The organism is Celeribacter litoreus (assembly GCF_020165855.1).
Lineage (GTDB): Bacteria > Pseudomonadota > Alphaproteobacteria > Rhodobacterales > Rhodobacteraceae > Celeribacter > Celeribacter litoreus.
Map to the genome: position 1 here is coordinate 154,975 of NZ_JAIUFY010000005.1, position 24,961 is coordinate 179,935.

Here is a 24,961-nt window from a genome sequence, read left to right on the forward strand (position 1 = left end):
CGATCACAGAGCTTGGGTGGCTCGCGTTCGGGCTAAATAGCTACGAAGTTGCAGAAGACGCGTTCCGCCGCGTTGTCGCATTCGATGATGGGGATGTTCATACCCATTTTGCGCTGAGCGAAGTTCTCCACGAACTCGGCCGGTATGAAGAGTCTCTCGAGCATATTAACAAGGCCATCGAGTATGGCGGAGAGGAATTCGACTTCGTCAATTCGCGGGGCGTGAACCTACTCTTTTTGGGGCGTTACCGTGTGGCTGAGTATGAAGCGGATCGGATGATTGAGTTGTGGCCGGACAGGGCGGAGGGGTACGTTCTGAAGGCGCGTGCGCAATATTATAGCGGGCGAGGGGGCGAGGCCTTTGGGCTGCTCAAAAGGGTCGCCTACGACGAGACGCTTGACCCTGACCAAGCAAGGTGGGCTGCTCACTGGCTCGCGACTCTCTATGAGGATGACGCGCGGCCCGAAGAGGTCTTATCTGTGCTTGATGGCATTGAGGATGATGGCAGTCTTCCGGACTATCACCACACGATGGCGTTCTGGGCAGCGTTCCGGACGGATCGTCTCGACCGAGCAGGGGTGGCGCGTGATGCGTTGTTGGAAATGAACCCACAGTCGCCGGATGCGACATACTTTGATGCGATCCTGCTTGCGAAGAGCAAGTCATTCGATGCGGCCCAGGAGAAGGTGAAAGAGGCAATCTCCTACGGCTACGATCCGCAGTGGCTCGACGAATTCTACGGAGTGCTGGCGGGGCACGGCGAGTACCTGCGCCTGATCCAATTCAAGCTCCACCTGAGCCACGCAAAGAGTGAAGACTGAGACTTTTACGTCGACGTTGAGTTTCTCGACAGTTTTCCGCTTGCAAAGCGGCGCGCCCTTTCGTATCTGACTGCACGGCCTTAGGGGTATAGCTCAGCTGGTAGAGCGACGGTCTCCAAAACCGTAGGTCGCGGGTTCGAACCCTGCTGCCCCTGCCAAACATCCAGCCGAAGGAACCGGGACGATGGACAACACCCTCATTTGAACCTTTTCGAAGATTTCAAATAGGAGGTGCACCATGCCCTTTTCTACTCCCGATACATCCTTTCCTCTGCGTCTGCCGGATGGCTCTGTCCACGGCGGAACCGTGTTTCTCTCTGCGATTCTGGAACACCCCCGGATTGAGGTGGGCGACTACAGCTACGCGTCCTCACATCAACCGTTTCTCGACGGTGCAGACGTCGCTGCGCGTCTTGCGCCCTACACCTATGAGTTCAGCCCTGAACGGTTGATCATCGGGAAATTCTGCCAGATCGCCCACGGCGCGCAGTTCATCACGTCGTCTGCGAACCATCGCTTTGACGGCCTTTCGAGCTTTCCATTCATGATCTTCGACGATGCCCTGCCTGTCGGGCGTCCTTCCATGCCTGATCCCGGGCCGGATACTGTCATCGGCAACGATGTGTGGATCGGCACGGGCGCGATGATCTTGCCTGGGGCCGTGATTGGTGATGGTGTGATCGTTGGAGCGGGCGCGGTTGTGCGCGGCGAGATTGCGCCTTACACGATCATCTCGGGCAATCCCGCGCAGCAGGTGCGAGAGCGCTTGTCTCCCGAGGATGCCGCGCGAATGCAAGCGCTCGCGTGGTGGGACTGGCCGATTGAAACCATCCTTGCGCATGAAGCGGAGATCTGTGGACAAGACATTGCGGCGCTTGAACGCATCGCGGAGCGCATGCGGGCTTGAAATTCCCGTCCCGCTCGCGTATCTGCGCCGGGTAATCAAGGTTCAGGACAAAGATATGGCCACGAAAACCAATCCGCTTCAGTTCATTCAGCAGGTGCGTGCAGAGGCCTCCAAGATCGTATGGCCGACCCGCCGCGAAGTGATGCTGACCACTCTGATGGTCTTCGTAATGGCTGCGCTGACGGCGACGTTCTTCTTCCTCGTCGATCTCCTGATCCGCTCTGGTCTCGCTGGCTTCCTCAACCTCTTCGGCTGAGCCAAAAGCGCGGACATGAAATTGAGCCCCTGCCGATGTGCGGGGGCTTCGTCGTTTCCGGGAGACCGCTAAAGGCTTGAACTCAAAGCCCAGAGGCGTTAGAGCGGGCGCACTCTACCGACGGGGCGTGCAGCGATTCGAGTTGTGCGCCGCTTTACTATTCGGGCGAGTGACACGTAAGTGACTGATGAATAAACGAGTTCCGGTGCAATGCCGGACGATGGAAAAGGCAAAGGCACCATGGCGAAGCGTTGGTATTCGGTAAGCGTTCTCTCGAACTTCGAGAAAAAAATCGCCGAAGCGATCAAAACCGCCGTGGAAGAAAAGGGCCTGCAGGATCAGATCGAAGAAGTTCTGGTGCCGACCGAAGAGGTCATTGAGGTGCGCCGGGGCAAGAAGGTGACGACCGAGCGTCGTTTCATGCCGGGCTACGTGCTCGTGCGCATGGAAATGACCGATGAGGGGTATCACCTGATCAACTCGATCAACCGGGTCACCGGTTTCCTCGGTTCTTTCGGCAAGCCGATGCCGATGCGCGATTCGGAGGTCGAGGCGATTCTCGGTCGCGTGGAAGAAAATGCTGAGGCGCCGCGCTCCACGATCACCTTCGAGGTGGGCGAGCAGGTGTCCGTTGCCGAGGGCGCTTTCGAGGGCTTTGACGGCATGGTGGAAGAGGTGGACGACGCCAACCAGCGTCTGAAAGTCTCCGTGTCGATCTTTGGCCGGGCAACGCCGGTCGAATTGGAATTCACTCAGGTCAACAAAACGGCCTGAGCGTTTCGCGTCCCGCACGGGATGCATTGAGCCGTGGGAGAGGCGGGTCGCGCGCGATCCAATTCAGACCACACAACATAAGAGGTCACGAAACGCGTTTTGTGACCGTTGGAAAGGAAAAGGCCAATGGCTAAGAAACTCGCAGGTACGATGAAGCTGCAAGTGCCCGCCGGTCAAGCGAACCCGTCCCCGCCAGTGGGTCCGGCGCTCGGTCAGCGTGGTATCAACATCATGGAATTCTGTAAGGCGTTTAACGCTAAGACGCAGGATATGGAGCCGGGTGCACCGTGCCCGACCGTGATCACCTACTACTCCGACAAATCCTTCGCGATGGACATCAAGACGCCGCCGGCATCTTATTACCTCAAGAAGGCAGCTGGTCTTAAGCCGGTCGGCAAACGGAACCGCCCCAAAGGCGCGTCCCTGCCGGGTCGTGAGACCGTCGCATCCGTGACCGTTGCCCAAGTGCGCGAGATCGCAGAAGCGAAGATGAAAGACCTGAACGCGAATGACGTTGAAGCAGCAATGCAGATCATCGTTGGCTCCGCGAAATCCATGGGCATCGAGGTGAAGTGATGGCGAAAGTTGGCAAACGTACCGCAGCTGCCCGTGAAGCTTTCGCTGGCAAAGAGAACGTCACCGTCGAGGAAGCAGTTGAGCTGATCAAAGCAAACGCGACCGCAAAATTCGACGAGACCATTGAAATCGCGCTCAACCTCGGTGTTGACCCGCGTCACGCAGACCAGATGGTTCGCGGCGTTGTGACCCTGCCGAACGGCACCGGTAAAACCGTCCGCGTTGCTGTGTTCGCTCGTGGCCCGAAGGCTGACGAAGCAACCGCTGCTGGCGCAGACATCGTTGGTGCAGAAGACCTGATGGAAACCATTCAGGGCGGCACCATCGAGTTCGATCGTTGCATTGCAACGCCGGACATGATGCCGATCGTTGGCCGTCTCGGTAAAATCCTCGGCCCGCGCAACCTGATGCCGAACCCGAAGGTTGGCACTGTGACCATGGACGTCAAAGCTGCTGTTGAAGCTGCTAAAGGCGGTGAAGTTCAGTTCAAAGCCGAGAAAGCCGGTGTTGTGCACGCTGGTGTTGGCAAAGTGTCCTTCGACGCTTCCAAGCTCGCTGAAAACATCCGCGCATTCGTGGATGCTGTTCAGAAAGCAAAGCCGACTGGTGCAAAAGGCGCCTACATGAAGAAGGTTTCCCTGTCCTCGACCATGGGCCCGGGTGTTTCCATCTCTGTGGACTCCGCTTCCGGCAACTAAGTTTTAAACTTAGTGAGAATTTGAAAGGCGCTCCGCGAGGGGCGCCTTTTGTTTTCGGTTTTGAGGTGATGCAATGGGTTGCGCGCACCCTTAATTCCTTCTAAACACCCTCTTGCATCCCAGCGTGCGATTCGTCGTGCGCTGTTTTGCGTTTCGTCCAAGACGGTGGGTGATCGGGATATGTCGGTCATAATTCCTGCCTGAGACGGGAAGACGACAAGTTTCTCCGAGGCTAACCTCGGGCGACTTTGGCGCAGCCCCGTAACGGACTTCGTGCCGGTTTCAACCGGTAGAATTGAGCCGGGAGGGGAGACCCTCCCATACTTGGAGTAAAACTGTGGATAGAGCACAAAAAGAAAAAATGGTCGAAGAGCTCGGCCAAATCTTTGACAGCTCTGGCGTCGTTGTGGTTGCCCACTACGAAGGTCTCACGGTTGCTGAAATGCAGGACCTGCGCGCTCGCATGCGTGAAGCTGGTGGGTCCGTCCGCGTTGCCAAGAACAAGCTCGCCAAAATCGCCCTCGACGGAAAGCCTTGCGCAAGCGTTGCTGAATTCCTGACGGGCATGACCGTTCTCACCTACTCGGAAGATCCTGTGGCTGCTGCCAAGGTCGCCGATGCATATGCCAAAGATAACGACAAGTTCGTGATCCTCGGTGGTGCAATGGGTGAAAACGCACTCGACGTCGCTGGTGTTAAAGCCGTGGCACAGATGCCGTCCCGCGAGGAGCTTATTGCCTCCATCGTTGGCTGCATTGGTGCACCTGCTTCCAACATCGCTGGCGCGATTGGCGCTCCTGCTTCGAACATCGCTGGCATCCTGTCTACTATCGAAGACAAGGCTGCTGCATAAGCAATTAGAGACCGACGTGGTTGTAAACACACGCGTTGGAACACATCTTAAACGAACGGAAACAGTACAATGGCTGATCTGAAGAAACTTGCAGAAGAGATCGTGGGTCTCACCCTTCTCGAAGCACAAGAACTGAAAACCATCCTCAAAGACGAGTATGGCATCGAACCCGCTGCTGGCGGCGCTGTAATGATGGCTGGCCCGGCAGGCGATGCTGGCGCAGCAGCAGAAGAGAAGACCGAATTTGACGTCGTTCTCAAAGACGCTGGCGCATCCAAAATCAACGTCATCAAAGAAGTTCGCGGCCTGACCGGTCTCGGCCTCAAAGAAGCCAAAGAGCTCGTTGAAGCTGGCGGCAAAATCAAAGAAGGCGTTGAGAAAGCTGAAGCTGAAGAAGTCAAAGCTAAGCTGGAAGCAGCTGGCGCGACTGTCGAGCTGGCCTAATCGCCTCGGCCTTGCGGCCAACCAAAATATGGGCTGGATCCGGGAATTCCCGGGTCCAGCTTAACCTGTCTTAGAAAGGACCTTTCGCGAGAGCGTTACGAAAAAGGTCTTTTCTCAGGAGAGGTTCAAAGATCGGGAGCTCCCTTTGGGTCGGGAGCAGGAATAGATCGAACCCCTCTGTTTCGTCAGGGCTCATCCTCCGGCACCCAACGGAGAATGACGCTTGCGAAAATTCGAAAGGTGTAGACGCGTATGGCATCGTCCTTCCTTGGCCAGAAACGGCTCCGCAAGTACTACGGTAAAATTCGTGAAGTACTTGAAATGCCGAACCTCATTGAGGTTCAGAAATCTTCCTACGAACTCTTCCTGAAATCCGGAGATGCAGCGACGCCGCTCGACGGCGAAGGCATCATGGGCGTGTTCCAGTCGGTTTTCCCGATCAAGGATTTCAACGAGACGGCTGTTCTCGAATTCGTGCGCTACGAGCTCGAAGCTCCGAAGTACGACGTTGAGGAGTGCATGCAGCGTGACATGACCTATGCCGCGCCGCTCAAAGTGACTCTCCGCCTCATCGTCTTTGATGTGGATGAAGACACTGGCGCGAAGTCGGTTAAAGACATCAAAGAACAAGACGTGTTCATGGGCGACATGCCTCTGATGACGCCGAACGGCACCTTCGTCGTGAACGGCACAGAGCGCGTAATCGTGTCCCAGATGCACCGCTCCCCGGGCGTGTTCTTCGACCACGACAAGGGCAAGACGCACTCCTCTGGTAAACTGCTGTTTGCTTGCCGCATCATTCCGTACCGTGGTTCCTGGCTCGACTTCGAATTCGACGCCAAAGACGTTGTCTATTCCCGTATCGACCGCCGCCGCAAACTGCCGGTGACCACGCTGCTTTACGCGCTGGGTCTCGATCAGGAAGCAATCTGCGACGCCTACTACAACACTGTTGAGTACAAGCTTGAGAAGAACAAAGGTTGGGTGACCAAGTTCTTCCCCGAGCGCGTGCGCGGCACTCGTCCGGCCTACGACCTCGTCGACGCCGCGACTGGCGAAGTGATCTGTAAAGCCGGTGACAAAATGACCCCGCGTGCGGTCAAGAAGATCATCGACGAAGGCTCTGTGACCGAGCTTCTTCTGCCGTTCGAGCAGATCGTTGGCAAATTCGTTGCGAAGGATATCATCAACGAAGAAAACGGCGCGATCTACGTCGAGGCCGGTGACGAGCTCACCTACGAACTGGACAAAGACGGCGACGTGATCGGCGGCTCCCTCAAAGAGCTGCTCGACAACGGCATCACCGACATTCCGGTTCTCGACATCGACGGCGTGAACGTCGGTCCGTACATCCGCAACACCATGGCGATGGACAAAAACATGAACCGCGAAACCGCGCTCATGGACATCTACCGCGTCATGCGTCCGGGTGAACCGCCGACCGTTGAGGCTGCGTCCACTCTGTTCGATAGCCTGTTCTTCGACAGCGAGCGTTACGACCTCTCCGCTGTTGGTCGCGTGAAAATGAACATGCGCCTCGACCTCGACGCGCCGGACACGCACCGCACGCTGCGCCGTGAAGACATCGTTGCCTGTATCAAAGGCCTCGTTGAGCTTCGTGACGGCAAAGGCGACGTGGACGACATCGACCACCTCGGCAACCGTCGTGTGCGCTCTGTTGGTGAACTCATGGAGAACCAGTACCGCGTGGGTCTTCTGCGTATGGAGCGCGCGATCAAAGAGCGTATGTCCTCCGTCGAGATCGACACGGTCATGCCGCAGGATCTCATCAACGCGAAACCCGCCGCTGCTGCCGTCCGCGAATTCTTCGGCTCCTCGCAGCTGTCGCAGTTCATGGACCAAACCAACCCGCTTTCGGAAGTCACGCACAAGCGTCGTCTTTCCGCACTCGGGCCGGGCGGCCTGACCCGCGAACGCGCTGGTTTTGAGGTTCGTGACGTTCACATCACGCACTACGGTCGTATGTGTCCGATTGAGACGCCGGAAGGTCCGAACATTGGTCTGATCAACTCGCTGGCAACCTTCGCTCGCGTGAACAAATACGGCTTCATCGAGACCCCGTACCGTAAGGTTATTGAAGGTCAGGTGACGGATGATGTGTCCTACATGTCCGCGACCGAAGAGATGCGTCACACCGTGGCTCAGGCCAACGCGACCCTCGACGCTGACGGCAAATTTGTGAACGATCTCGTGTCCACTCGTCAGTCCGGTGAGCACGCGCTGAACCCGCCGGCAAACGTTGACCTGATCGACGTGTCGCCGAAACAGCTGGTGTCTGTTGCTGCGGCGCTCATCCCGTTCCTCGAAAACGACGACGCGAACCGCGCTCTCATGGGCTCGAACATGCAACGTCAGGCCGTGCCGCTTCTGCGCGCAGAGGCGCCGCTCGTCGGCACCGGTATGGAAGGCAAAGTCGCAATCGACTCCGGCGCTGCTATTCAGGCGAAACGTGCTGGTATCATCGACCAAGTGGACGCAACCCGCGTCGTGATCCGCGCAACCGCCGATCTCGAGCCGGGCGATCCGGGTGTGGACATCTACCGTCTGCGCAAGTTCCAGCGTTCCAACCAGAACACCTGCATCAACCAGCGTCCGCTGGTGAAAGTGGGTCAGACGGTTGAGAAGGGCGAAGTGGTTGCCGATGGTCCGTCCACGGATATGGGCGAACTCGCTCTGGGTAAAAACGTGATCGTCGCGTTTATGCCTTGGAACGGTTACAACTACGAAGACTCCATCCTGATTTCTGAGCGTATCGCACGTGACGACGTCTTCACCTCGGTTCACATCGAGGAATTCGAAGTCGCTGCTCGCGATACGAAGCTTGGGCCGGAAGAAATCACCCGCGACATCCCGAACGTCGGCGAGGAAGCTCTGCGCAACCTCGACGAAGCGGGTATCGTGTACATCGGCGCCCACGTGGAGCCGGGTGACATCCTCGTTGGTAAAATCACTCCGAAGGGCGAAAGCCCGATGACGCCGGAAGAAAAACTTCTCCGCGCCATCTTCGGTGAGAAAGCGTCCGACGTGCGTGACACCTCTCTGCGCGTGAAGCCGGGTGATTACGGTACTGTTGTGGAAGTTCGTGTCTTCAACCGCCACGGCGTTGAAAAAGACGAACGTTCGCTGCAGATCGAGCGTGAGGAAATCGAACGCCTCGCACGCGACCGCGACGACGAGATGGCGATCCTCGACCGTAACATCTACGCACGTCTCAAAGACCTGCTGATGGGCAAAACCATCGCAAAAGGTCCGAAAGGCGTGAAAGCTGGTGTGTCTGTCGATGACGAGTTGCTCGGCATGCTGTCCAAAGGCCAGTGGTGGCAACTCGCACTGGAAGATGAAGCCGACGCGCAAATCGTCGAGGCTCTGAACGCCCAGTACGAAGCTCAGAAACGTGCCCTCGAGCACCGCTTTGAAGACAAGGTCGAAAAAGTCCGTCGTGGCGACGACCTGCCGCCGGGCGTGATGAAGATGGTCAAAGTCTTCATCGCGGTGAAGCGCAAGCTTCAGCCGGGTGACAAGATGGCTGGTCGTCACGGGAACAAAGGTGTTATCTCCCGCGTGGTTCCGATGGAGGACATGCCGTTCCTCGCAGACGGGACACCGGTTGATTTCTGTCTCAACCCGCTCGGCGTGCCTTCGCGTATGAACGTTGGTCAGATCCTCGAAACCCACATGGGTTGGGCATCTCGTGGCCTCGGTCTCCAAGTTGACGAAGCTCTCGGTGAATACCGTCGCTCCGGTGACATGACCCCGGTTCGCGATGCGCTGAAGTTCGTCTACGGCGAAGAAGTCTATGAAGAGGGCTTCGAACCGATGGATGATGACAACCTTATCGACGCTGCCAGCAACGTGACCCGCGGTGTTCCGATCGCGACTCCGGTCTTTGACGGTGCCAAAGAAGCTGACATCAACGACGCTCTGACCCGCGCAGGTTTCGACACCTCGGCTCAGTCCGATCTCTTTGATGGCCGCACGGGTGAGAAATTCGCTCGTAAGGTCACGGTTGGCGTGAAGTACCTGCTGAAACTGCACCACCTCGTGGACGACAAAATTCACGCCCGTTCCACGGGTCCGTACTCGCTCGTCACCCAGCAGCCGCTCGGTGGTAAAGCGCAGTTCGGTGGTCAGCGTTTCGGGGAGATGGAGGTCTGGGCTCTCGAAGCTTACGGTGCTGCTTACACCCTGCAGGAAATGCTCACGGTCAAGTCGGATGACGTGGCCGGCCGTGCAAAAGTCTACGAGTCGATCGTCAAGGGCGAAGACAACTTTGAAGCCGGCGTGCCGGAATCCTTCAACGTGCTTGTCAAAGAAGTCCGCGGCCTCGGCCTCAACATGGAACTCCTGGACTCGGAGGGTGAGGAGTAAGGGCTGCGGCCCACTTCTCTCCTCCCTTTCCGAGACAATTTGAGGAACTCAAAATATGAACCAGGAACTGACCACAAACCCGTTCAACCCGCTCGCTTCTCCTGCGACTTTCGACGAGATCAAAGTCTCGCTCGCATCGCCGGAGCGCATCCTGTCGTGGTCCTACGGGGAAATCAAAAAACCGGAAACCATCAACTACCGGACCTTCAAGCCGGAGCGTGACGGTCTTTTCTGTGCGCGTATCTTTGGCCCGATCAAAGACTACGAATGCCTTTGCGGCAAATATAAGCGCATGAAATACCGCGGCGTTGTCTGCGAAAAATGTGGTGTTGAAGTTACCCTCCAGAAAGTGCGCCGCGAGCGTATGGGCCACATCGAACTGGCCGCGCCTGTTGCACACATCTGGTTCCTGAAATCCCTCCCGAGCCGGATCGGCCTCATGCTCGACATGACGCTGCGTGATCTGGAGCGTGTGCTGTATTTCGAAAACTACGTGGTGATCGAACCGGGTCTCACCGACCTCACCTACGGTCAGATGATGACCGAAGAAGAGTACATGGATGCCCAGGATCTCTACGGCATGGACGCGTTCGAGGCCGACATCGGCGCCGAAGCCATCCGTAAGATGCTCTCCAACATCGACCTTGAGTCCACCGCAGAACAACTGCGTGAAGACCTCAAAGAGGCCACCGGTGAGCTCAAGCCGAAGAAGATCATCAAGCGTCTGAAAATCGTGGAATCTTTCCTCGAGTCCGGCAACCGTCCGGAGTGGATGATCCTGACCGTGATCCCTGTGATCCCGCCAGAACTCCGCCCGCTGGTTCCGCTCGATGGTGGCCGTTTCGCGACCTCCGACCTCAACGACCTCTACCGTCGTGTGATCAACCGGAACAACCGTCTCAAGCGCCTGATCGAGCTGCGTGCTCCGGACATCATCGTCCGGAACGAAAAGCGTATGCTTCAGGAGTCTGTTGACGCTCTGTTTGACAACGGTCGTCGTGGCCGCGTCATCACCGGCGCGAACAAGCGTCCGCTGAAGTCGCTCTCCGACATGCTCAAAGGTAAGCAGGGTCGTTTCCGTCAGAACCTTTTGGGTAAGCGCGTCGACTTCTCCGGCCGTTCGGTCATTGTGACTGGTCCGGAACTCAAGCTGCACCAGTGTGGTCTGCCGAAGAAGATGGCGCTCGAATTGTTCAAGCCGTTCATCTACTCGCGCCTTGAAGCCAAAGGTCTGTCTTCCACTGTGAAGCAGGCGAAGAAGCTGGTGGAGAAAGAACGTCCAGAAGTCTGGGATATTCTCGACGAAGTGATCCGTGAGCACCCGGTTCTCTTGAACCGAGCGCCGACGCTTCACCGGCTCGGTATTCAGGCATTCGAACCCACGCTGATCGAAGGTAAAGCCATTCAGCTGCACCCGCTCGTCTGTTCCGCGTTTAACGCTGACTTCGACGGTGATCAGATGGCTGTTCACGTGCCGCTGTCTCTTGAAGCACAGCTCGAAGCCCGTGTCCTGATGATGTCCACGAACAACGTGCTGTCGCCGGCAAACGGCGCGCCGATCATCGTGCCGTCGCAGGATATGATCCTTGGCCTCTATTACATCACGATGGAGCGCGAAGGCATGAAGGGCGAAGGCATGGTCTTCTCCGACATCGAGGAAGTCGAGTACGCTCTGAATGCTGGTGAAGTGCACTTGCACGCCAAAATCACCGCGCGGATCAAGCAGATCGACGAGCACGGTCAGGAAGTTTGGAAGCGTTATGAAACGACTCCGGGCCGCCTGCGCCTTGGCTCCCTGCTGCCGCTCAACGCGAAAGCACCTTTCGAACTCGTGAACCAGCTTCTGCGGAAGAAAGACGTCCAGCGTGTCATCGACACCGTCTACCGTTACTGCGGTCAGAAAGAGTCGGTGATCTTCTGTGACCAGATCATGTCCCTGGGCTTCAAAGAAGCGTTCAAGGCAGGTATCTCGTTCGGCAAGGACGACATGGTGATCCCGGACAACAAATGGGACATCGTTGAAGGCACCCGCGACCAGGTGAAAGACTTCGAACAACAGTACATGGACGGCCTGATCACTCAGGGCGAGAAGTACAACAAAGTTGTCGACGCCTGGGCCAAGTGTAACGACAAAGTCACCGAGGCGATGATGAACACCATCTCCGCCAACAAGCGTGACGAGAATGGCGCTGAAATGGAACCGAACTCGGTTTACATGATGGCCCACTCCGGTGCGCGTGGTTCCGTGACGCAGATGAAACAGCTGGGCGGTATGCGCGGCCTTATGGCGAAACCTTCGGGCGAGATCATCGAAACGCCGATTATCTCGAACTTTAAAGAAGGTCTGACCGTGCTCGAGTACTTTAACTCGACCCACGGCGCTCGTAAGGGTCTGTCGGATACGGCTCTGAAGACCGCGAACTCCGGTTACCTGACCCGTCGTCTCGTCGACGTGGCACAGGACTGCATCGTGCGCGAAGTCGACTGTGGCACCGAGCGTGCGATCACGGCGGAAGCTGCGGTCAACGACGGTGAAGTTGTTGCAACTCTCGCCGAGCGTATCCTTGGTCGTCTGTCTGCTGATGACGTTCTCAAGCCGGGCACCGATGAGGTTCTCGTCTCCAAGAACGAGTTGATCGACGAACGCAAAGCCGACGCCATCGAGGCGGCTGGCATCGCGTCCATGCGCATCCGTTCGCCGCTCACCTGTGAGGCGGAAGAGGGCGTATGTGCAAGCTGCTACGGTCGTGACCTTGCTCGCGGCACGCTGGTGAACCAAGGTGAGGCCGTCGGCATCATCGCGGCTCAGTCCATTGGTGAACCGGGCACGCAGCTGACGATGCGGACCTTCCACATCGGCGGCGTTGCGCAGGGTGGTCAGCAGTCGTTCCAGGAAGCGAACCAAGAAGGCAAGATCGAGCTTCGCGATGCGAACCTTCTCAGCAACCGTCATGGCGAACAGATCGTTATGGGCCGCAACATGCAGCTCGCGATCATCGACGACAACGGTGTGGAACGTGCATCCTACAAACTCGGCTACGGCACGAAGGTCTTCGTGACGGATGGTCAGACGGTTGGTCGCGGCGAAAAACTCTTTGAGTGGGACCCGTACACCCTTCCGATCATCGCGGAGAAATCCGGTAAAGCGAAGTTTGTTGACCTCATCACGGGCCTCTCCGTGCGTGACGAAACCGATGACGCAACCGGCATGACCCAGAAGATCGTGGTTGACTGGCGCTCTGTGCCGCGCGGCAGTGATCTGAAGCCGGAAATCCTCGTCCTCGGCGAGGACGGTGAGCCGATGCGCAACGAAGCCGGTAACCCGGTGACCTACCTGATGTCTGTGGACGCCATTCTCTCCATTGAGGACGGTCAGGACATCATGGCCGGTGACGTAGTTGCACGTATTCCGCGCGAAGGTGCGAAAACGAAGGACATTACCGGTGGTCTGCCGCGTGTGGCCGAACTTTTCGAAGCACGTCGCCCGAAAGATCACGCAATCATCGCGGAGATCGACGGTTACGTGCGCTTCGGCAAGGACTACAAAAACAAGCGTCGGATCTCGATCGAACCGTCGGACGACACGCTGGAGCCCGTTGAATACATGGTGCCGAAAGGCAAGCACATCCCTGTGGCTGAAGGCGACTTCATCCAGAAGGGTGAGTACATCATGGACGGCAACCCGGCACCGCACGACATTCTCGCCATCATGGGCGTCGAAGCGCTCGCTGACTACATGATCGACGAGGTGCAAGAGGTTTACCGACTGCAGGGCGTGAAGATCAACGACAAGCACATCGAAGTCATCGTGCGCCAGATGCTGCAGAAATGGGAGATCCTCGACTCGGGTGATACCACTCTGCTCAAAGGCGAAGCGGTCGATAAGGTCGAGTTCGATGAAGCCAACGAGAAAGCGGAAGCCAAAGGCGGCCGCGCTGCAAAAGGTCAGCCGATCCTTCTCGGGATCACCAAGGCGTCCCTGCAGACCCGTTCCTTCATCTCTGCTGCGTCCTTCCAGGAAACGACCCGTGTTCTAACGGAGGCTTCGGTTCAGGGCAAACGCGACAAACTGGTGGGTCTCAAAGAGAACATCATCGTGGGTCGTCTCATCCCGGCCGGTACTGGTGGCGCAACCCAACGCGTCCGTCGCATTGCCGCAGAGCGCGACAATGTGGTGATCGAGGAAGCCCGCGCAGAGGCAGAAGCCGCTGCACAGCTGGCAGCTCCGACCATGGATATGGGCGACGATGCTGGCGATACGCTCTTTGTCGAAACGCCGGAAGGTTCCGAAGACTAAGATCTTCGATAGAAAATTTGAAAGGCCCTGCGGAAACGCGGGGCCTTTTCTTTTGACTCTCTCAGTGTCGGGACGGGCGTTTAGCTACGCGCGTTCTTTTCGCGGCGATGATGCTTCCAACGCGGGTCATCTTTCGCATCGAACCCGTGAACTTCTCCCAGTCGCTCTACGTAATCCATGCAACAGCGGTGGTGGAGTTTCATCACATCCGGTAGAGCCGAGACTTCTTTATAGATCGCATCAAAAAGCTCTGCGTATTTCAGTGCACTCTCATCTGTCTCGGTGTTGAGGTTCTTCGCCTCAAAGAATTTTTCGGTGTAGCGATCCTTATTCGCGGCAGGGGACGGGGTGCCGAATTTAAGCTCGAAACTCTCCCGAGTTCGGACTGCGTAATGGTTGAGTTGGGCATACTCGTGCGTAATCCAGCGGGATTTGGTGAAGAGAATCGAGTTTGTGTCCGGGTCGAAGCTGCGCATCGTAGCCCCATCGCAGCGCTTAAACACGTTCGGCGCAGTGCCCCACTGACCCTCGCCCTGCCAGCCTTTTGGAGAGTGGATGCCGATCTTTTTAAAATCAGCAGGATTACGAATAAGAGTCTTAAAAAAGATATTTGCCCGGTCTTTGCTTTCTGACGCCTTGTTGAACTGGCGATGCGTGAGACCGTCTTCCCATTGTGCGCGTCCGCTGTCGCCGAAGCACTTCCAATAGATCCCGATCCCATGAAGCCGGTTCACCTTGAACGCGGAAAAGAGGTCATCGAGGCGCCCGTCGCCGACATGGATCACCAGAAACTCATCCACATCGATGTTCAAAACCCATTCGGCCGCCTGCACCCGCGGGTGCGCCATTATGAGCGGGAGAGCTGTTTGCTTGACGGGTTTCTTCGGTTTGGGTTTGTACTCTACGGCGGTGACAAGCCCTGCGTCGGAGAGACGCCGCAAGAGACCGGGTGAATGGTCAGTGCAGTCATTGTAAAAGATGACAATGTGGTCGAAGCCCAGCATCAAATACCAAGTCACCCATTCGAGAATGAACGGACCCTCGTTGCGCATGGTGGTGACGACGAGACGTTCGCCCATAAATCAATTCCCGAAACTATTGAGCTCATTATGCAAATCCCGTTGCGCAGGAGCAAGAGGCGGGGTGTCGCGATCGTGCACAGCTAAGATCCCTTCCCAAGTGGCCGAGCGGATGTTAGCGGGAACTCGAAAGGTGCCTTTATGACTCGAATCCTGTCGTCTCTTCCTGAAAATACGCGCGGCGCGCTGATCATGACGTTGTCTATGGCTGCGTTCACGACGAACGACAGCTTCATGAAGGCAGTTCTCGCTGACCTGCCGCTGTTTCAAGCCCTCTTCCTTCGCGCCTCTCTGAATATTGTGATGGTGCTCCTCATTCTGGTCCCAATTATCGGCCCGGTGCGTTTCGATCTCTCGAAGCGCGATTGGATGTTCGTCTTTGTCCGCTCTTTCGCTGAAGTGCTTGCAGCGATGGCGTTCCTCACGGCGGTGAGCCATATGCCGCTCGCGAACGCGACAGCAATTATGCAGACGATGCCTCTGAGTATCACGATTGCCGGTTTTCTCCTGTTTCGTGATCCACTGGGGTGGCGCAGGCTCGTTGCAATCTTCATCGGATTTGCGGGGGTGATGTTGATTGTCCAGCCGGGCCGCGAGGGCTTTAGCGGTTACGCATTCTTTGCGATTTTCGCGATGCTTTGCGTGACAGTGCGCGATATTTCTGTGCGCAAGATGAGCGCGACTGTTCCAACGACAACCGTCACGCTGGGGGCAGTGTTTGGAGTCTGGCTCGTGACGGGGCTCGCGTCGATCGGCGTGGACTGGAAACCCGTCTCACTCACCCATTGGGGGCAGTTGTTCGGTTCCGGAATCTGCCTTGTCGTCGGATATGTGACATCGGTGACCGTTATGCGGGTAGGGGAGATGTCGTTTGTCTCTCCGTTCCGTTACACGGCTTTGGTCTGGGCATTGTTGATCGGCTTCTTCGCTTTCGGCGAATGGCCGAACGCGATGGCGTTGACGGGTGCATTCGTGATTGCAGGCACCGGGGTCTATACCGTTTGGCGTGAAGCACAGCTGAGGCGCCGTGCGCTGCGCGCCGCGCAAGGATGACATCGGGAGGGGTGGCTGTTGACAAGGTGTCCGACTCTACCTATACCGCGCGCATCCGGCTCAGGGGACGTCCCTGTTTTGCCGACTTCTAAATCGTAGTGATCAAGATGCGAGCCGCTTTGAGGCGAACATCCTCTGGGAACTCACCGCGTCGTTCGCCTCGGAATGGGAACGATTGCGGGTTTTCGTGTTATGCGGACGCGTGTGGCACATCAAACATCGTAATCGCCCCGGCGGGCCGTCAAAAGCCGCCGCCGAGGTTCATCTAGTTAGGAAACGGGAAAGAGCCCTATGCCGACGATTCAGCAGCTGATCCGCAAGCCGCGTCAGCCTAAACGTAAGGTCTCCAAGTCTCAGCACTTGGAGCAATGCCCCCAGAAGCGTGGCGTTTGCACACGCGTCTACACCACCACCCCGAAGAAGCCGAACTCCGCTATGCGTAAGGTTGCCAAAGTGCGCCTGACCAACGGTTTCGAGGTCATCTCTTACATCCCGGGTGAAAGCCACAACCTTCAGGAGCACTCTGTGGTTCTGATCCGCGGCGGCCGTGTAAAAGACCTTCCGGGTGTTCGTTACCACATCCTCCGCGGTGTTCTGGATACCCAGGGCGTCAAAGACCGTAAGCAGCGTCGTTCCAAATACGGCGCGAAGCGTCCGAAGTAAGGAGATCATAGAATGTCTCGTCGTCACGCCGCTGAGAAGCGCGAAGTCCTGCCCGACGCCAAGTATGGCGATCGCGTGCTGACCAAATTCATGAACAACCTGATGATCGACGGCAAAAAATCTGTTGCCGAAAAGATCGTCTACAACGCGCTTGACCGCGTTGAGTCCAAGCTGAAAAAAGCACCGGTTGAAGTGTTCCACGAAGCCCTCGACAACGTGAAGCCTTCCGTTGAGGTTCGCTCCCGTCGTGTGGGTGGTGCAACCTATCAGGTTCCGGTTGAAGTTCGCACCGAGCGCCGCGAAGCTCTGGCCATCCGTTGGCTGATCACCGCGTCCCGTGCTCGCAACGAAAACACGATGGAAGAACGCCTCGCCGGTGAGCTGCTCGACGCAGTGAACGGTCGCGGTGCCGCCGTGAAGAAACGCGAAGACACCCACAAGATGGCCGACGCCAACAAAGCGTTCAGCCACTACCGCTGGTAATCAAACCCGAAGGACACGAGCCCCATGGCACGCGAATATCCCCTCGACCGATACCGCAACTTCGGTATCATGGCGCACATCGATGCAGGTAAAACCACCTGTTCCGAGCGCATCCTCTTCTACACCGGCAAGTCCCACAACATTGGTGAGGTGCACGACGGTGCAGCCACCATGGACTGGATGGAGCAGGAGCAGGAACGCGGTATCACCATCACTTCCGCTGCGACGACCACCTTCTGGGAACGCACCGAAGACGGTGAAACCGCTCAGACGCCGAAGCACCGTCTGAACATCATCGACACCCCCGGCCACGTGGACTTCACCATTGAGGTGGAACGTTCGCTCGCCGTTCTCGATGGTGCCGTGGCTGTTCTCGACGCCAACGCTGGTGTTGAGCCGCAGACCGAAACCGTGTGGCGTCAGGCTGACCGCTACAAGGTTCCGCGTATCGTGTTCGTCAACAAAATGGACAAGATCGGCGCAGACTTCTTCAACTGCGTTCACATGATCGAAGACCGCACCGGCGCACGCGCTGTTCCGGTTGGTATTCCGATCGGTGCCGAGACCGAACTCGAAGGTCTGATCGATCTCGTCAACATGGAAGAGTGGCTGTGGCAGGGTGAAGACCTTGGTGCATCCTGGGTCAAAGCTCCGATCCGTGACTCCCTCAAGGACATGGCAGACGAGTGGCGCGGCAAAATGGTCGAAGCTGCTGTTGAGCAAGACGACGACGCCATGATGGAATACCTCGAAGGCAACGAGCCTGACGAAGCTACCCTGCGCAAACTGCTGCGCAAAGGTACCCTCGCTCTGGACTTCGTTCCGGTTCTCGGTGGTTCCGCGTTCAAAAACAAAGGTGTTCAGCCGCTGCTCAACGCTGTGATCGACTACCTGCCGAGCCCGCTCGACGTTGTTGATTACATGGGCTTCAAACCGGGTGACGAAGAAGAAGTTCGGAACATCGCGCGTCGTGCAGACGACGAGATGCCGTTCTCCGGCCTCGCGTTCAAAATCATGAACGACCCGTTTGTTGGCTCCCTGACCTTCACCCGTATCTACTCCGGCGTGATGAGCAAGGGCGACACCGTTCTGAACTCCACCAAAGGTAAGAAAGAGCGCGTCGGTCGTATGATGATGATGCACTCCAACAACCGTGAGGAGATCGAAGAGGCATTTGCAGGCGACATTATCGCTCTGGCCGGTCTGAAAGACACGACCACCGGTGATACCCTCTGCGACGTCAAAGAGCCGGTTGTTCTCGAAACCATGACCTTCCCGGATCCTGTTATCGAGATCGCAGTTGAGCCGAAAACCAAAGGCGACCAAGAGAAAATGTCTCAAGGTCTCGCTCGTCTGGCAGCTGAAGACCCGTCCTTCCGTGTGGAGACCGACCTCGAGTCCGGTCAGACCATCATGAAAGGCATGGGCGAACTTCACCTCGACATCCTCGTCGACCGTCTGAAGCGCGAGTTCAAAGTGGAAGCCAACATCGGCGCTCCGCAGGTGGCTTACCGCGAGACGATCTCCCACGAAGTCGAGCACGCCTACACCCACAAGAAACAGTCGGGTGGTTCTGGTCAGTTCGCTGAGGTGAAACTCATCATCTCTCCGACAGAGCCGGGCGAAGGTTACTCCTTCGAATCCCGCATCGTTGGTGGTGCTGTTCCGAAGGAATACATCCCGGGTGTGGAAAAAGGCATCAACTCCGTCATGGACTCCGGTCCGCTTGCTGGCTTCCCGGTGATCGACTTCAAAGTGGCTCTCATCGACGGTAAGTTCCACGACGTTGACTCCTCCGTTCTCGCGTTCGAAATCGCATCCCGTATGTGTATGCGTGAAGGCATGCGCAAAGCTGGCGCGAAACTGCTCGAGCCGATGATGAAAGTGGAAGTCATCACCCCGGAAGAATACACCGGTGGTATCATTGGTGACCTTACCTCCCGTCGTGGTCAGGTGACCGGTCAGGAACCGCGCGGCAACGCAGTTGCCATCAACGCGTTCGTGCCGCTCGCCAACATGTTCGGCTACATCAACACCCTGCGTTCCATGTCCTCTGGTCGTGCGCAGTTTACGATGCAGTTCGACCACTACGAGCCGGTCCCGAGCAACATCTCGGAAGAAATTCAGGCCAAATACGCCTAAGGGCGTAGGTCAAAACCCAAATCGGGGGTCGGGCAGGAGCCTGATCCCCACTTCGAATAAGACAGGAGGCCTTCATGGCTAAAGGTAAGTTTGAACGTAACAAACCGCACGTCAACATCGGCACGATCGGCCACGTTGACCACGGCAAAACGACTCTGACTGCAGCGATCACCAAGTACTTTGGTGACTTCAAAGCGTACGACCAGATTGACGGTGCGCCGGAAGAGAAAGCTCGCGGCATCACGATCTCGACGGCTCACGTTGAGTACGAGACCGAGAACCGTCACTACGCACACGTTGACTGCCCGGGTCACGCTGACTACGTGAAAAACATGATCACCGGTGCTGCCCAGATGGACGGCGGTATCCTGGTTGTGAACGCAGCAGACGGCCCGATGCCGCAGACCCGTGAGCACATCCTGCTTGCGCGTCAGGTTGGCGTTCCGGCTCTCGTCGTGTTCATGAACAAAGTTGACCAGGTTGACGACGAAGAGCTTCTCGAGCTCGTCGAAATGGAAATCCGTGAGCTTCTGTCCGAGTACGACTTCCCGGGCGACGATATTCCGATCATCGCAGGTTCCGCTCTGGCCGCTATGGAAGGCCGCGATCCGGAAATCGGCGAAGAGAAGATCAAAGAACTGATGGCTGCAGTGGACGATTACATCCCTGAGCCTGAGCGTGCGATCGACCAGCCGTTCCTGATGCCGATCGAAGACGTGTTCTCGATCTCCGGTCGTGGTACCGTTGTGACCGGTCGTGTTGAGCGCGGCGTGATCAACGTAGGTGACGAGATCGAAATCGTTGGTATCCACGACACGAAGAAAACCACCTGTACCGGTGTTGAAATGTTCCGCAAACTGCTTGACCGCGGTGAAGCTGGCGACAACATCGGCGCCCTGCTGCGCGGCGTTGACCGTGACGGCGTTGAGCGTGGTCAGGTTCTGTGTAAGCCGGGCTCCGTGAACCCGCACACCAAATTCGAGGCTGAGGTCTACATCCTCACCAAAGAAGAAGGTGGCCGTCACACCCCGTTCTTCGCGAACTACCGTCCGCAGTTCTACTTCCGTACGACGGACGTCACCGGTACCTGCATCCTGCCGGAAGGCACCGAGATGGTTATGCCTGGCGACAACCTGAAGCTCTCCGCTGAGCTGATTGCACCGATCGCCATGGAAGAAGGCCTCCGCTTCGCTATCCGCGAAGGCGGCCGCACCGTGGGTTCCGGCGTTGTCTCCAAAATCATCGAGTAATCTCTCGCTGATTTGAAAGTTAGAAAGGGCTCCACGAAAGTGGGGCCCTTTTTCTATTCTTTGACAACGAGCGAGGCGTCGATAGGCTGCTGATGGCCATTTTTGATTCAATTATTTATTAAGGGAGTATGTATTGACTACGCGTATTATGGGACACGCTGCGGTCGTTCGCGCAATGCGACCGCTTCAGAGGCAGGCCTTGCAATTAATCTTGGCTGACGCTGAGCTTGGTAACTTACCGAGCTCACGGAGCGAAGCCTTTGCGCGCTACTCTTCTAAAATGGGTCCTGGATTCAGTTTCGATACCCGGAAGGGGTGGGCAGGCGATATTCGACATGCAGCGATTATTTGCCTCCTTGAACATGGTCTAATTCGAGGTGGCGCCCTTGATTATGATGAAGTAGCGGACGCGTTAACGAACTGGATAACAGATGTTCAGGCGCTTACAGACGCTGGCAACCTCGAAATTGAACATGGCGGGAACAGCAGACTGATTGAGGAAAGGAAAATCTCCTCCGCGAACACCAAATTTTTCGGGGAGGGAAGCGAGTGTGTTTATGTCTATACTGATAGTATCTTGGATCGAGCCAATTTTCCATGTTGCAAGATTGGGCGACATGTAAGCGATGATATTGGCGCAGTGCTGGGGCGTGTGTTTGGTCAATATGGCACGGGTAACCCTGGAATCCCGATTTTGCGCTATATTATGCGAACAAATGATGCGGCCTCATTGGAAATTTATCTGCATCGACATTTTGATAGGCCACGCCTTCGCGGTGGGACCGGTACCGAATGGTTTGAATTGCTGTATACCGAGGTAAAAGGCCCGGCTTTGGAACATCTTGCGGAGTTGAAGAGGAAAAGACTTGCCATTGAGGGCGAGCTCCCTGTATAGGGCGCGAGTTCTCTTTTGGGAGAACGCATGGAGAGGGATTCGCTCTAGCGCCCTTTTCATCAGGTTCGACGAGGGTGTGCGATGAGCGTGCATCTTCCTCTCAACCTTAAAGCCTATTGAAAGGCAATGTAATGCAAAGCCAGAACATCCGTATTCGGCTGAAGGCATTCGATTTCCGCGTGCTCGACGCATCGACCCAGGAAATCGTCAACACGGCAAAGCGCACTGGCGCTCAGGTCCGTGGCCCGATCCCGCTGCCGAACAAGATTGAGAAGTTCACGGTTCTCCGTGGTCCTCACATCGACAAAAAATCCCGCGATCAGTTCGAGATCCGTACGCACAAGCGTCTTCTCGACATCGTTGACCCGACCCCCCAGACCGTTGACGCGCTCATGAAGCTCGACCTCGCTGCTGGTGTGGACGTCGAGATCAAAGTTTAAGGAGGGCAATAGAGATGTTGCGCTCTGGTGTTATCGCGAAGAAGGTCGGCATGACCCGCCTCTTCATGGAAGACGGTAAACAGATCCCTGTTACCGTTCTCCAGCTCGAAAACCTGCAAGTCGTCGCTCAGCGCACGATCGAGAAAGACGGCTACACAGCCGTTCAGCTCGGTGCTGGCAACGCAAAAGCAAAACGCACCTCGCAAGCTATGCGCGGTCACTTCGCTGCTGCGAACGTGGCTCCGAAGCGTAAAGTTGCTGAGTTCCGCGTAGACGAAGACAAGCTGATCGAAGTTGGCGCTGAGCTTTCCGCTGAGCACTACCTCGAAGGTCAGTTCGTTGACGTCTCCGGCACGTCCATCGGTAAAGGTTTTGCCGGTGCGATGAAGCGTCACAACTTTGGCGGTCTGCGTGCGTCGCACGGTGTGTCCATCTCCCACCGTTCCCACGGTTCCACCGGTCAGTGTCAAGACCCGGGTCGTGTGTTCAAAGGGAAAAAGATGGCCGGTCACATGGGTGCTGCCCGTGTCACCACCCAAAACCTTCAGGTCGTCAAGACCGACGCCGACCGTGGCCTGATCATGGTCAAAGGCGCCGTTCCTGGCTCCAAAGGCGGCTGGGTCACCATCAAGGATGCTGTCAAGAAAGCCGCTCCGGCTGATCTGCCGCTTCCTGCCGCTCTGAAATCCGCTGCCACCGAGGCAACTGCAGCTCCGGCTGAAGAAGCTCCGGCAGAAGGAGGTGAAGCATGACTTTTAACGTGATCAAACTCGACCTCGATGAGGCTCTGTTCGGTCTCGAGCCGCGTGCAGACATTCTGCACCGCGTGGTTCGTTGGCAGCGCAACAACGCGCAGCAGGGTACCCACAAGGTCAAGACCCGTTCTGAAGTGTCTTACTCCACCAAGAAGATCTATCGTCAGAAAGGCACCGGCGGCGCACGTCACGGTTCCCGTAAGGCGCCTATCTTCCGCAAAGGTGGTATCTACAAAGGCCCGACCCCGCGTTCCCACGGTCACGATCTTACGAAGAAATTCCGTAAGCTCGGCCTGAAGCACGCACTCTCCGCGAAAGCTGCCTCCGGCAATCTCGTGGTTGTGGAAGATGCGAAACTCGCAGAAGCCAAAACCGCACTGCTGGCCAAAGCTGTCAAAGAGCAGGGCTGGAAGCGCGTTCTGGTGATCGACGGTGCTGACGTTGATGCGAACTTCAAAGCTGCGGCTGCGAACCTCGCTGGCGTTGACGTGCTGCCGACCATTGGCGCTAACGTCTATGACATCCTGAAGCGTGACACTCTCGTGATCACCAAAGCAGGTGTCGAAGCTCTGGAGGCTCGCCTGAAATGACCAACAAAGCTGAACTCTACGACGTGATCCGCAAGCCGATCATCACCGAGAAAGCCACCATGGCTTCCGAAAACGGTGCTGTTGTTTTTGAAGTCGCCATCGACTCCAACAAACCGCAGATCAAAAAAGCTGTTGAAGAGCTTTTTGGTGTGAAGGTGAAAGCGGTCAACACGGTTGTCACCAAAGGTAAGACCAAGCGTTTCCGCGGTCAGCCGGGCAAGCGTAAAGACGTCAAAAAAGCCTACGTCACGCTCGAAGACGGCAACGCCATCGACGTGTCCACCGGTCTTTAAGCACACCGCTTAGATCGGCAGAAATGAAGAAGCCCTTCGGTGAGAGCCGGGGGGCTTTTTTGTTGTGAACCGTCGATGGAGCGCAACCGCGCGGAATCAAGGCGTAGCCGCCGCGCGAGCACCTGCCCGCCCCAGAGGGCTGGCGCTTTGGCTATCTTTGTGCAACGCTTAGATCATGGAGTAGCTTGGCTGAGATAAAGTGCGCCGATCTGAACATAGTGCGCCACCCCACGGGCAGGCGCTCGCGCTCATTTCCCAGCCACAGTGGATTATTTCCACTCCGCTATAGACTCCTCCCCCAACTCGCACTATACCCCGCCCATCTCACGGCCCCGGATTCGTTCTTGGGGCCCGTGATTTGTGTGGGACGAGGGTCGTAAGGCCCCCGGCCTTAGACGAAAACGGGTCGTAGCCACAGTGGCTACATGAGATGACCCAAAGCAAACGGAAGACAGAAACTATGGCACTCAAGTCGTATAAACCGACGACGCCTGGCCAGCGTGGGCTGGTTCTGATCGACCGTTCGGAGCTTTGGAAAGGGCGCCCGGTCAAATCTCTCACCGAGGGTTTGACCAAGAACGGCGGCCGGAACAACACCGGACGGATCACGATGCGCCGCAAAGGCGGCGGGGCAAAGCGTCTCTATCGCATCGTCGACTTCAAACGCACGAAGTTTGACGTCGCAGCTACCGTGGAACGGATCGAATACGACCCGAACCGCACCGCGTTCATCGCGCTCATCAAATACGAAGACGGCGAGCAGGCATACATCCTCGCTCCGCAGCGTCTGGCTGTTGGCGATAAAGTTATCGCTTCTGCCAAGGCTGACGTGAAGCCGGGCAACGCAATGCCGTTCTCCGGTCTGCCGATCGGTACCATCGTGCACAACGTCGAGCTGAAACCGGGCAAAGGCGGCCAGATCGCCCGCGCTGCAGGCACCTACGCTCAGTTCGTTGGTCGCGACGGTGGCTACGCACAGATCCGCCTTTCTTCTGGCGAACTGCGTCTCGTCCGTCAGGAATGCATGTGCACCGTCGGTGCCGTGTCCAACCCTGACAACTCCAACCAGAACTTCGGTAAAGCCGGTCGTAACCGCCACAAGGGCATCCGCCCGTCCGTTCGTGGTGTTGTTATGAACCCGATCGACCACCCGCACGGTGGTGGTGAAGGCCGGACCTCTGGTGGTCGTCACCCGGTTACCCCTTGGGGCAAGCCGACCAAAGGTGCGAAAACACGCAACAAGAATAAGGCGTCCAGCAAGCTCATCATCCGCTCGCGTCACGCCAAGAAGAAGGGTCGCTAA

General features: G+C 56.9%; 22 protein-coding genes, 1 tRNA gene and 1 pseudogene. 23 read left to right on the plus strand and 1 reads right to left on the minus strand.

Annotation, left to right across the window (positions count from 1 at the left end; all coding sequences use genetic code 11):
• Positions 1 to 2: 2 nt before the first annotated feature.
• The 12 genes and pseudogenes from LA304_RS17935 to rpoC all read left to right on the plus strand — a co-directional run.
• Positions 3 to 170: pseudogene (locus LA304_RS17935) on the plus strand (hypothetical protein); the annotation flags it as partial.
• Positions 171 to 221: 51 nt separating this feature from the next.
• Entirely contained in the window at positions 222 to 821 is a 600-nt protein-coding gene (locus tag LA304_RS02715) for a tetratricopeptide repeat protein (RefSeq protein ID WP_224501592.1), read from the plus strand.
• 82 nt (positions 822 to 903) lie between these two features.
• Positions 904 to 979: transfer RNA gene (locus LA304_RS02720), tRNA-Trp, on the plus strand.
• Positions 980 to 1,059: 80 nt separating this feature from the next.
• The gene (locus LA304_RS02725; protein WP_224501593.1) at positions 1,060 to 1,728 is read left to right on the plus strand and encodes a CatB-related O-acetyltransferase; all 669 of its coding nucleotides are present in this window, start codon (positions 1,060 to 1,062) and stop codon (positions 1,726 to 1,728) included.
• A gap of 55 nt (positions 1,729 to 1,783) precedes the next feature.
• Positions 1,784 to 1,984: a preprotein translocase subunit SecE gene (gene secE, locus LA304_RS02730; protein ID WP_224501594.1), complete on the plus strand. Its 201-nt coding sequence runs from the start codon at positions 1,784 to 1,786 to the stop codon at positions 1,982 to 1,984.
• A gap of 240 nt (positions 1,985 to 2,224) precedes the next feature.
• Entirely contained in the window at positions 2,225 to 2,758 is a 534-nt protein-coding gene (nusG, locus tag LA304_RS02735) for a transcription termination/antitermination protein NusG (protein WP_224502467.1), read from the plus strand.
• A gap of 126 nt (positions 2,759 to 2,884) precedes the next feature.
• Complete coding sequence (rplK, locus tag LA304_RS02740) at positions 2,885 to 3,334, plus strand: 50S ribosomal protein L11 (RefSeq protein WP_224501595.1); 450 nt, start codon at positions 2,885 to 2,887, stop codon at positions 3,332 to 3,334.
• Positions 3,334 to 4,032, plus strand: coding sequence for a 50S ribosomal protein L1 (gene rplA / locus LA304_RS02745; protein WP_224501596.1), 699 nt, complete (start codon positions 3,334 to 3,336; stop codon positions 4,030 to 4,032). Before rplK ends, rplA begins: the two co-directional genes overlap by 1 nt.
• Before the next feature lie 337 nt (positions 4,033 to 4,369).
• Positions 4,370 to 4,885 (plus strand): 50S ribosomal protein L10, encoded by a 516-nt coding sequence (gene rplJ, locus LA304_RS02750; protein ID WP_224501597.1) that lies wholly within the window; start codon positions 4,370 to 4,372, stop codon positions 4,883 to 4,885.
• 69 nt (positions 4,886 to 4,954) lie between these two features.
• On the plus strand, positions 4,955 to 5,329 hold the full coding sequence (gene rplL / locus LA304_RS02755) for a 50S ribosomal protein L7/L12 (RefSeq protein ID WP_224501598.1): 375 nt from the start codon (positions 4,955 to 4,957) through the stop codon (positions 5,327 to 5,329).
• 252 nt (positions 5,330 to 5,581) lie between these two features.
• Complete coding sequence (rpoB, locus tag LA304_RS02760) at positions 5,582 to 9,718, plus strand: DNA-directed RNA polymerase subunit beta (protein WP_224501599.1); 4,137 nt, start codon at positions 5,582 to 5,584, stop codon at positions 9,716 to 9,718.
• Between the two features lie 55 nt (positions 9,719 to 9,773).
• Positions 9,774 to 14,015 carry a DNA-directed RNA polymerase subunit beta' gene (rpoC, locus tag LA304_RS02765; protein ID WP_224501600.1) on the plus strand — a complete coding sequence of 1,414 codons (4,242 nt, stop codon included), beginning with the start codon at positions 9,774 to 9,776 and terminating at the stop codon, positions 14,013 to 14,015.
• A gap of 80 nt (positions 14,016 to 14,095) precedes the next feature.
• Here rpoC and LA304_RS02770 read toward each other — a convergent pair whose 3' ends face one another.
• Positions 14,096 to 15,094: a glycosyltransferase family 2 protein gene (locus LA304_RS02770; RefSeq protein ID WP_224501601.1), complete on the minus strand. Its 999-nt coding sequence runs from the start codon at positions 15,092 to 15,094 to the stop codon at positions 14,096 to 14,098.
• A gap of 141 nt (positions 15,095 to 15,235) precedes the next feature.
• On the opposite strand from LA304_RS02770, the gene LA304_RS02775 reads away from it, so the two are divergent.
• From LA304_RS02775 to rplB, 11 genes are all read left to right on the plus strand, one after another.
• Positions 15,236 to 16,147 (plus strand): DMT family transporter, encoded by a 912-nt coding sequence (locus tag LA304_RS02775; protein WP_224501602.1) that lies wholly within the window; start codon positions 15,236 to 15,238, stop codon positions 16,145 to 16,147.
• A gap of 291 nt (positions 16,148 to 16,438) precedes the next feature.
• Entirely contained in the window at positions 16,439 to 16,810 is a 372-nt protein-coding gene (gene rpsL / locus LA304_RS02780; RefSeq protein WP_008204009.1) for a 30S ribosomal protein S12, read from the plus strand.
• A gap of 12 nt (positions 16,811 to 16,822) precedes the next feature.
• Positions 16,823 to 17,293: a 30S ribosomal protein S7 gene (gene rpsG, locus LA304_RS02785; protein WP_224501603.1), complete on the plus strand. Its 471-nt coding sequence runs from the start codon at positions 16,823 to 16,825 to the stop codon at positions 17,291 to 17,293.
• 24 nt (positions 17,294 to 17,317) lie between these two features.
• A complete protein-coding gene (fusA, locus tag LA304_RS02790) occupies positions 17,318 to 19,435 on the plus strand; it encodes an elongation factor G (protein ID WP_224501604.1) in 2,118 nt (705 codons plus the stop codon).
• A 74-nt stretch (positions 19,436 to 19,509) separates the two neighbouring features.
• Positions 19,510 to 20,685, plus strand: a complete 1,176-nt coding sequence (gene tuf, locus LA304_RS02795) for an elongation factor Tu (protein ID WP_224501590.1) — start codon at positions 19,510 to 19,512, stop codon at positions 20,683 to 20,685.
• A 133-nt stretch (positions 20,686 to 20,818) separates the two neighbouring features.
• The gene (locus LA304_RS02800) at positions 20,819 to 21,580 is read left to right on the plus strand and encodes a GIY-YIG nuclease family protein (RefSeq protein ID WP_224501605.1); all 762 of its coding nucleotides are present in this window, start codon (positions 20,819 to 20,821) and stop codon (positions 21,578 to 21,580) included.
• A gap of 131 nt (positions 21,581 to 21,711) precedes the next feature.
• Positions 21,712 to 22,020 (plus strand): 30S ribosomal protein S10, encoded by a 309-nt coding sequence (gene rpsJ / locus LA304_RS02805; RefSeq protein ID WP_066607445.1) that lies wholly within the window; start codon positions 21,712 to 21,714, stop codon positions 22,018 to 22,020.
• Positions 22,021 to 22,037: 17 nt separating this feature from the next.
• Positions 22,038 to 22,772, plus strand: coding sequence for a 50S ribosomal protein L3 (gene rplC / locus LA304_RS02810; RefSeq protein WP_224502468.1), 735 nt, complete (start codon positions 22,038 to 22,040; stop codon positions 22,770 to 22,772).
• A complete protein-coding gene (rplD, locus tag LA304_RS02815) occupies positions 22,769 to 23,365 on the plus strand; it encodes a 50S ribosomal protein L4 (RefSeq protein WP_224501606.1) in 597 nt (198 codons plus the stop codon). The genes rplC and rplD overlap by 4 nt, the downstream gene beginning before the upstream one ends.
• The gene (locus tag LA304_RS02820; protein WP_224501607.1) at positions 23,362 to 23,658 is read left to right on the plus strand and encodes a 50S ribosomal protein L23; all 297 of its coding nucleotides are present in this window, start codon (positions 23,362 to 23,364) and stop codon (positions 23,656 to 23,658) included. Before rplD ends, LA304_RS02820 begins: the two co-directional genes overlap by 4 nt.
• A 460-nt stretch (positions 23,659 to 24,118) precedes the next feature.
• Positions 24,119 to 24,961: a 50S ribosomal protein L2 gene (rplB, locus tag LA304_RS02825; protein WP_224501608.1), complete on the plus strand. Its 843-nt coding sequence runs from the start codon at positions 24,119 to 24,121 to the stop codon at positions 24,959 to 24,961.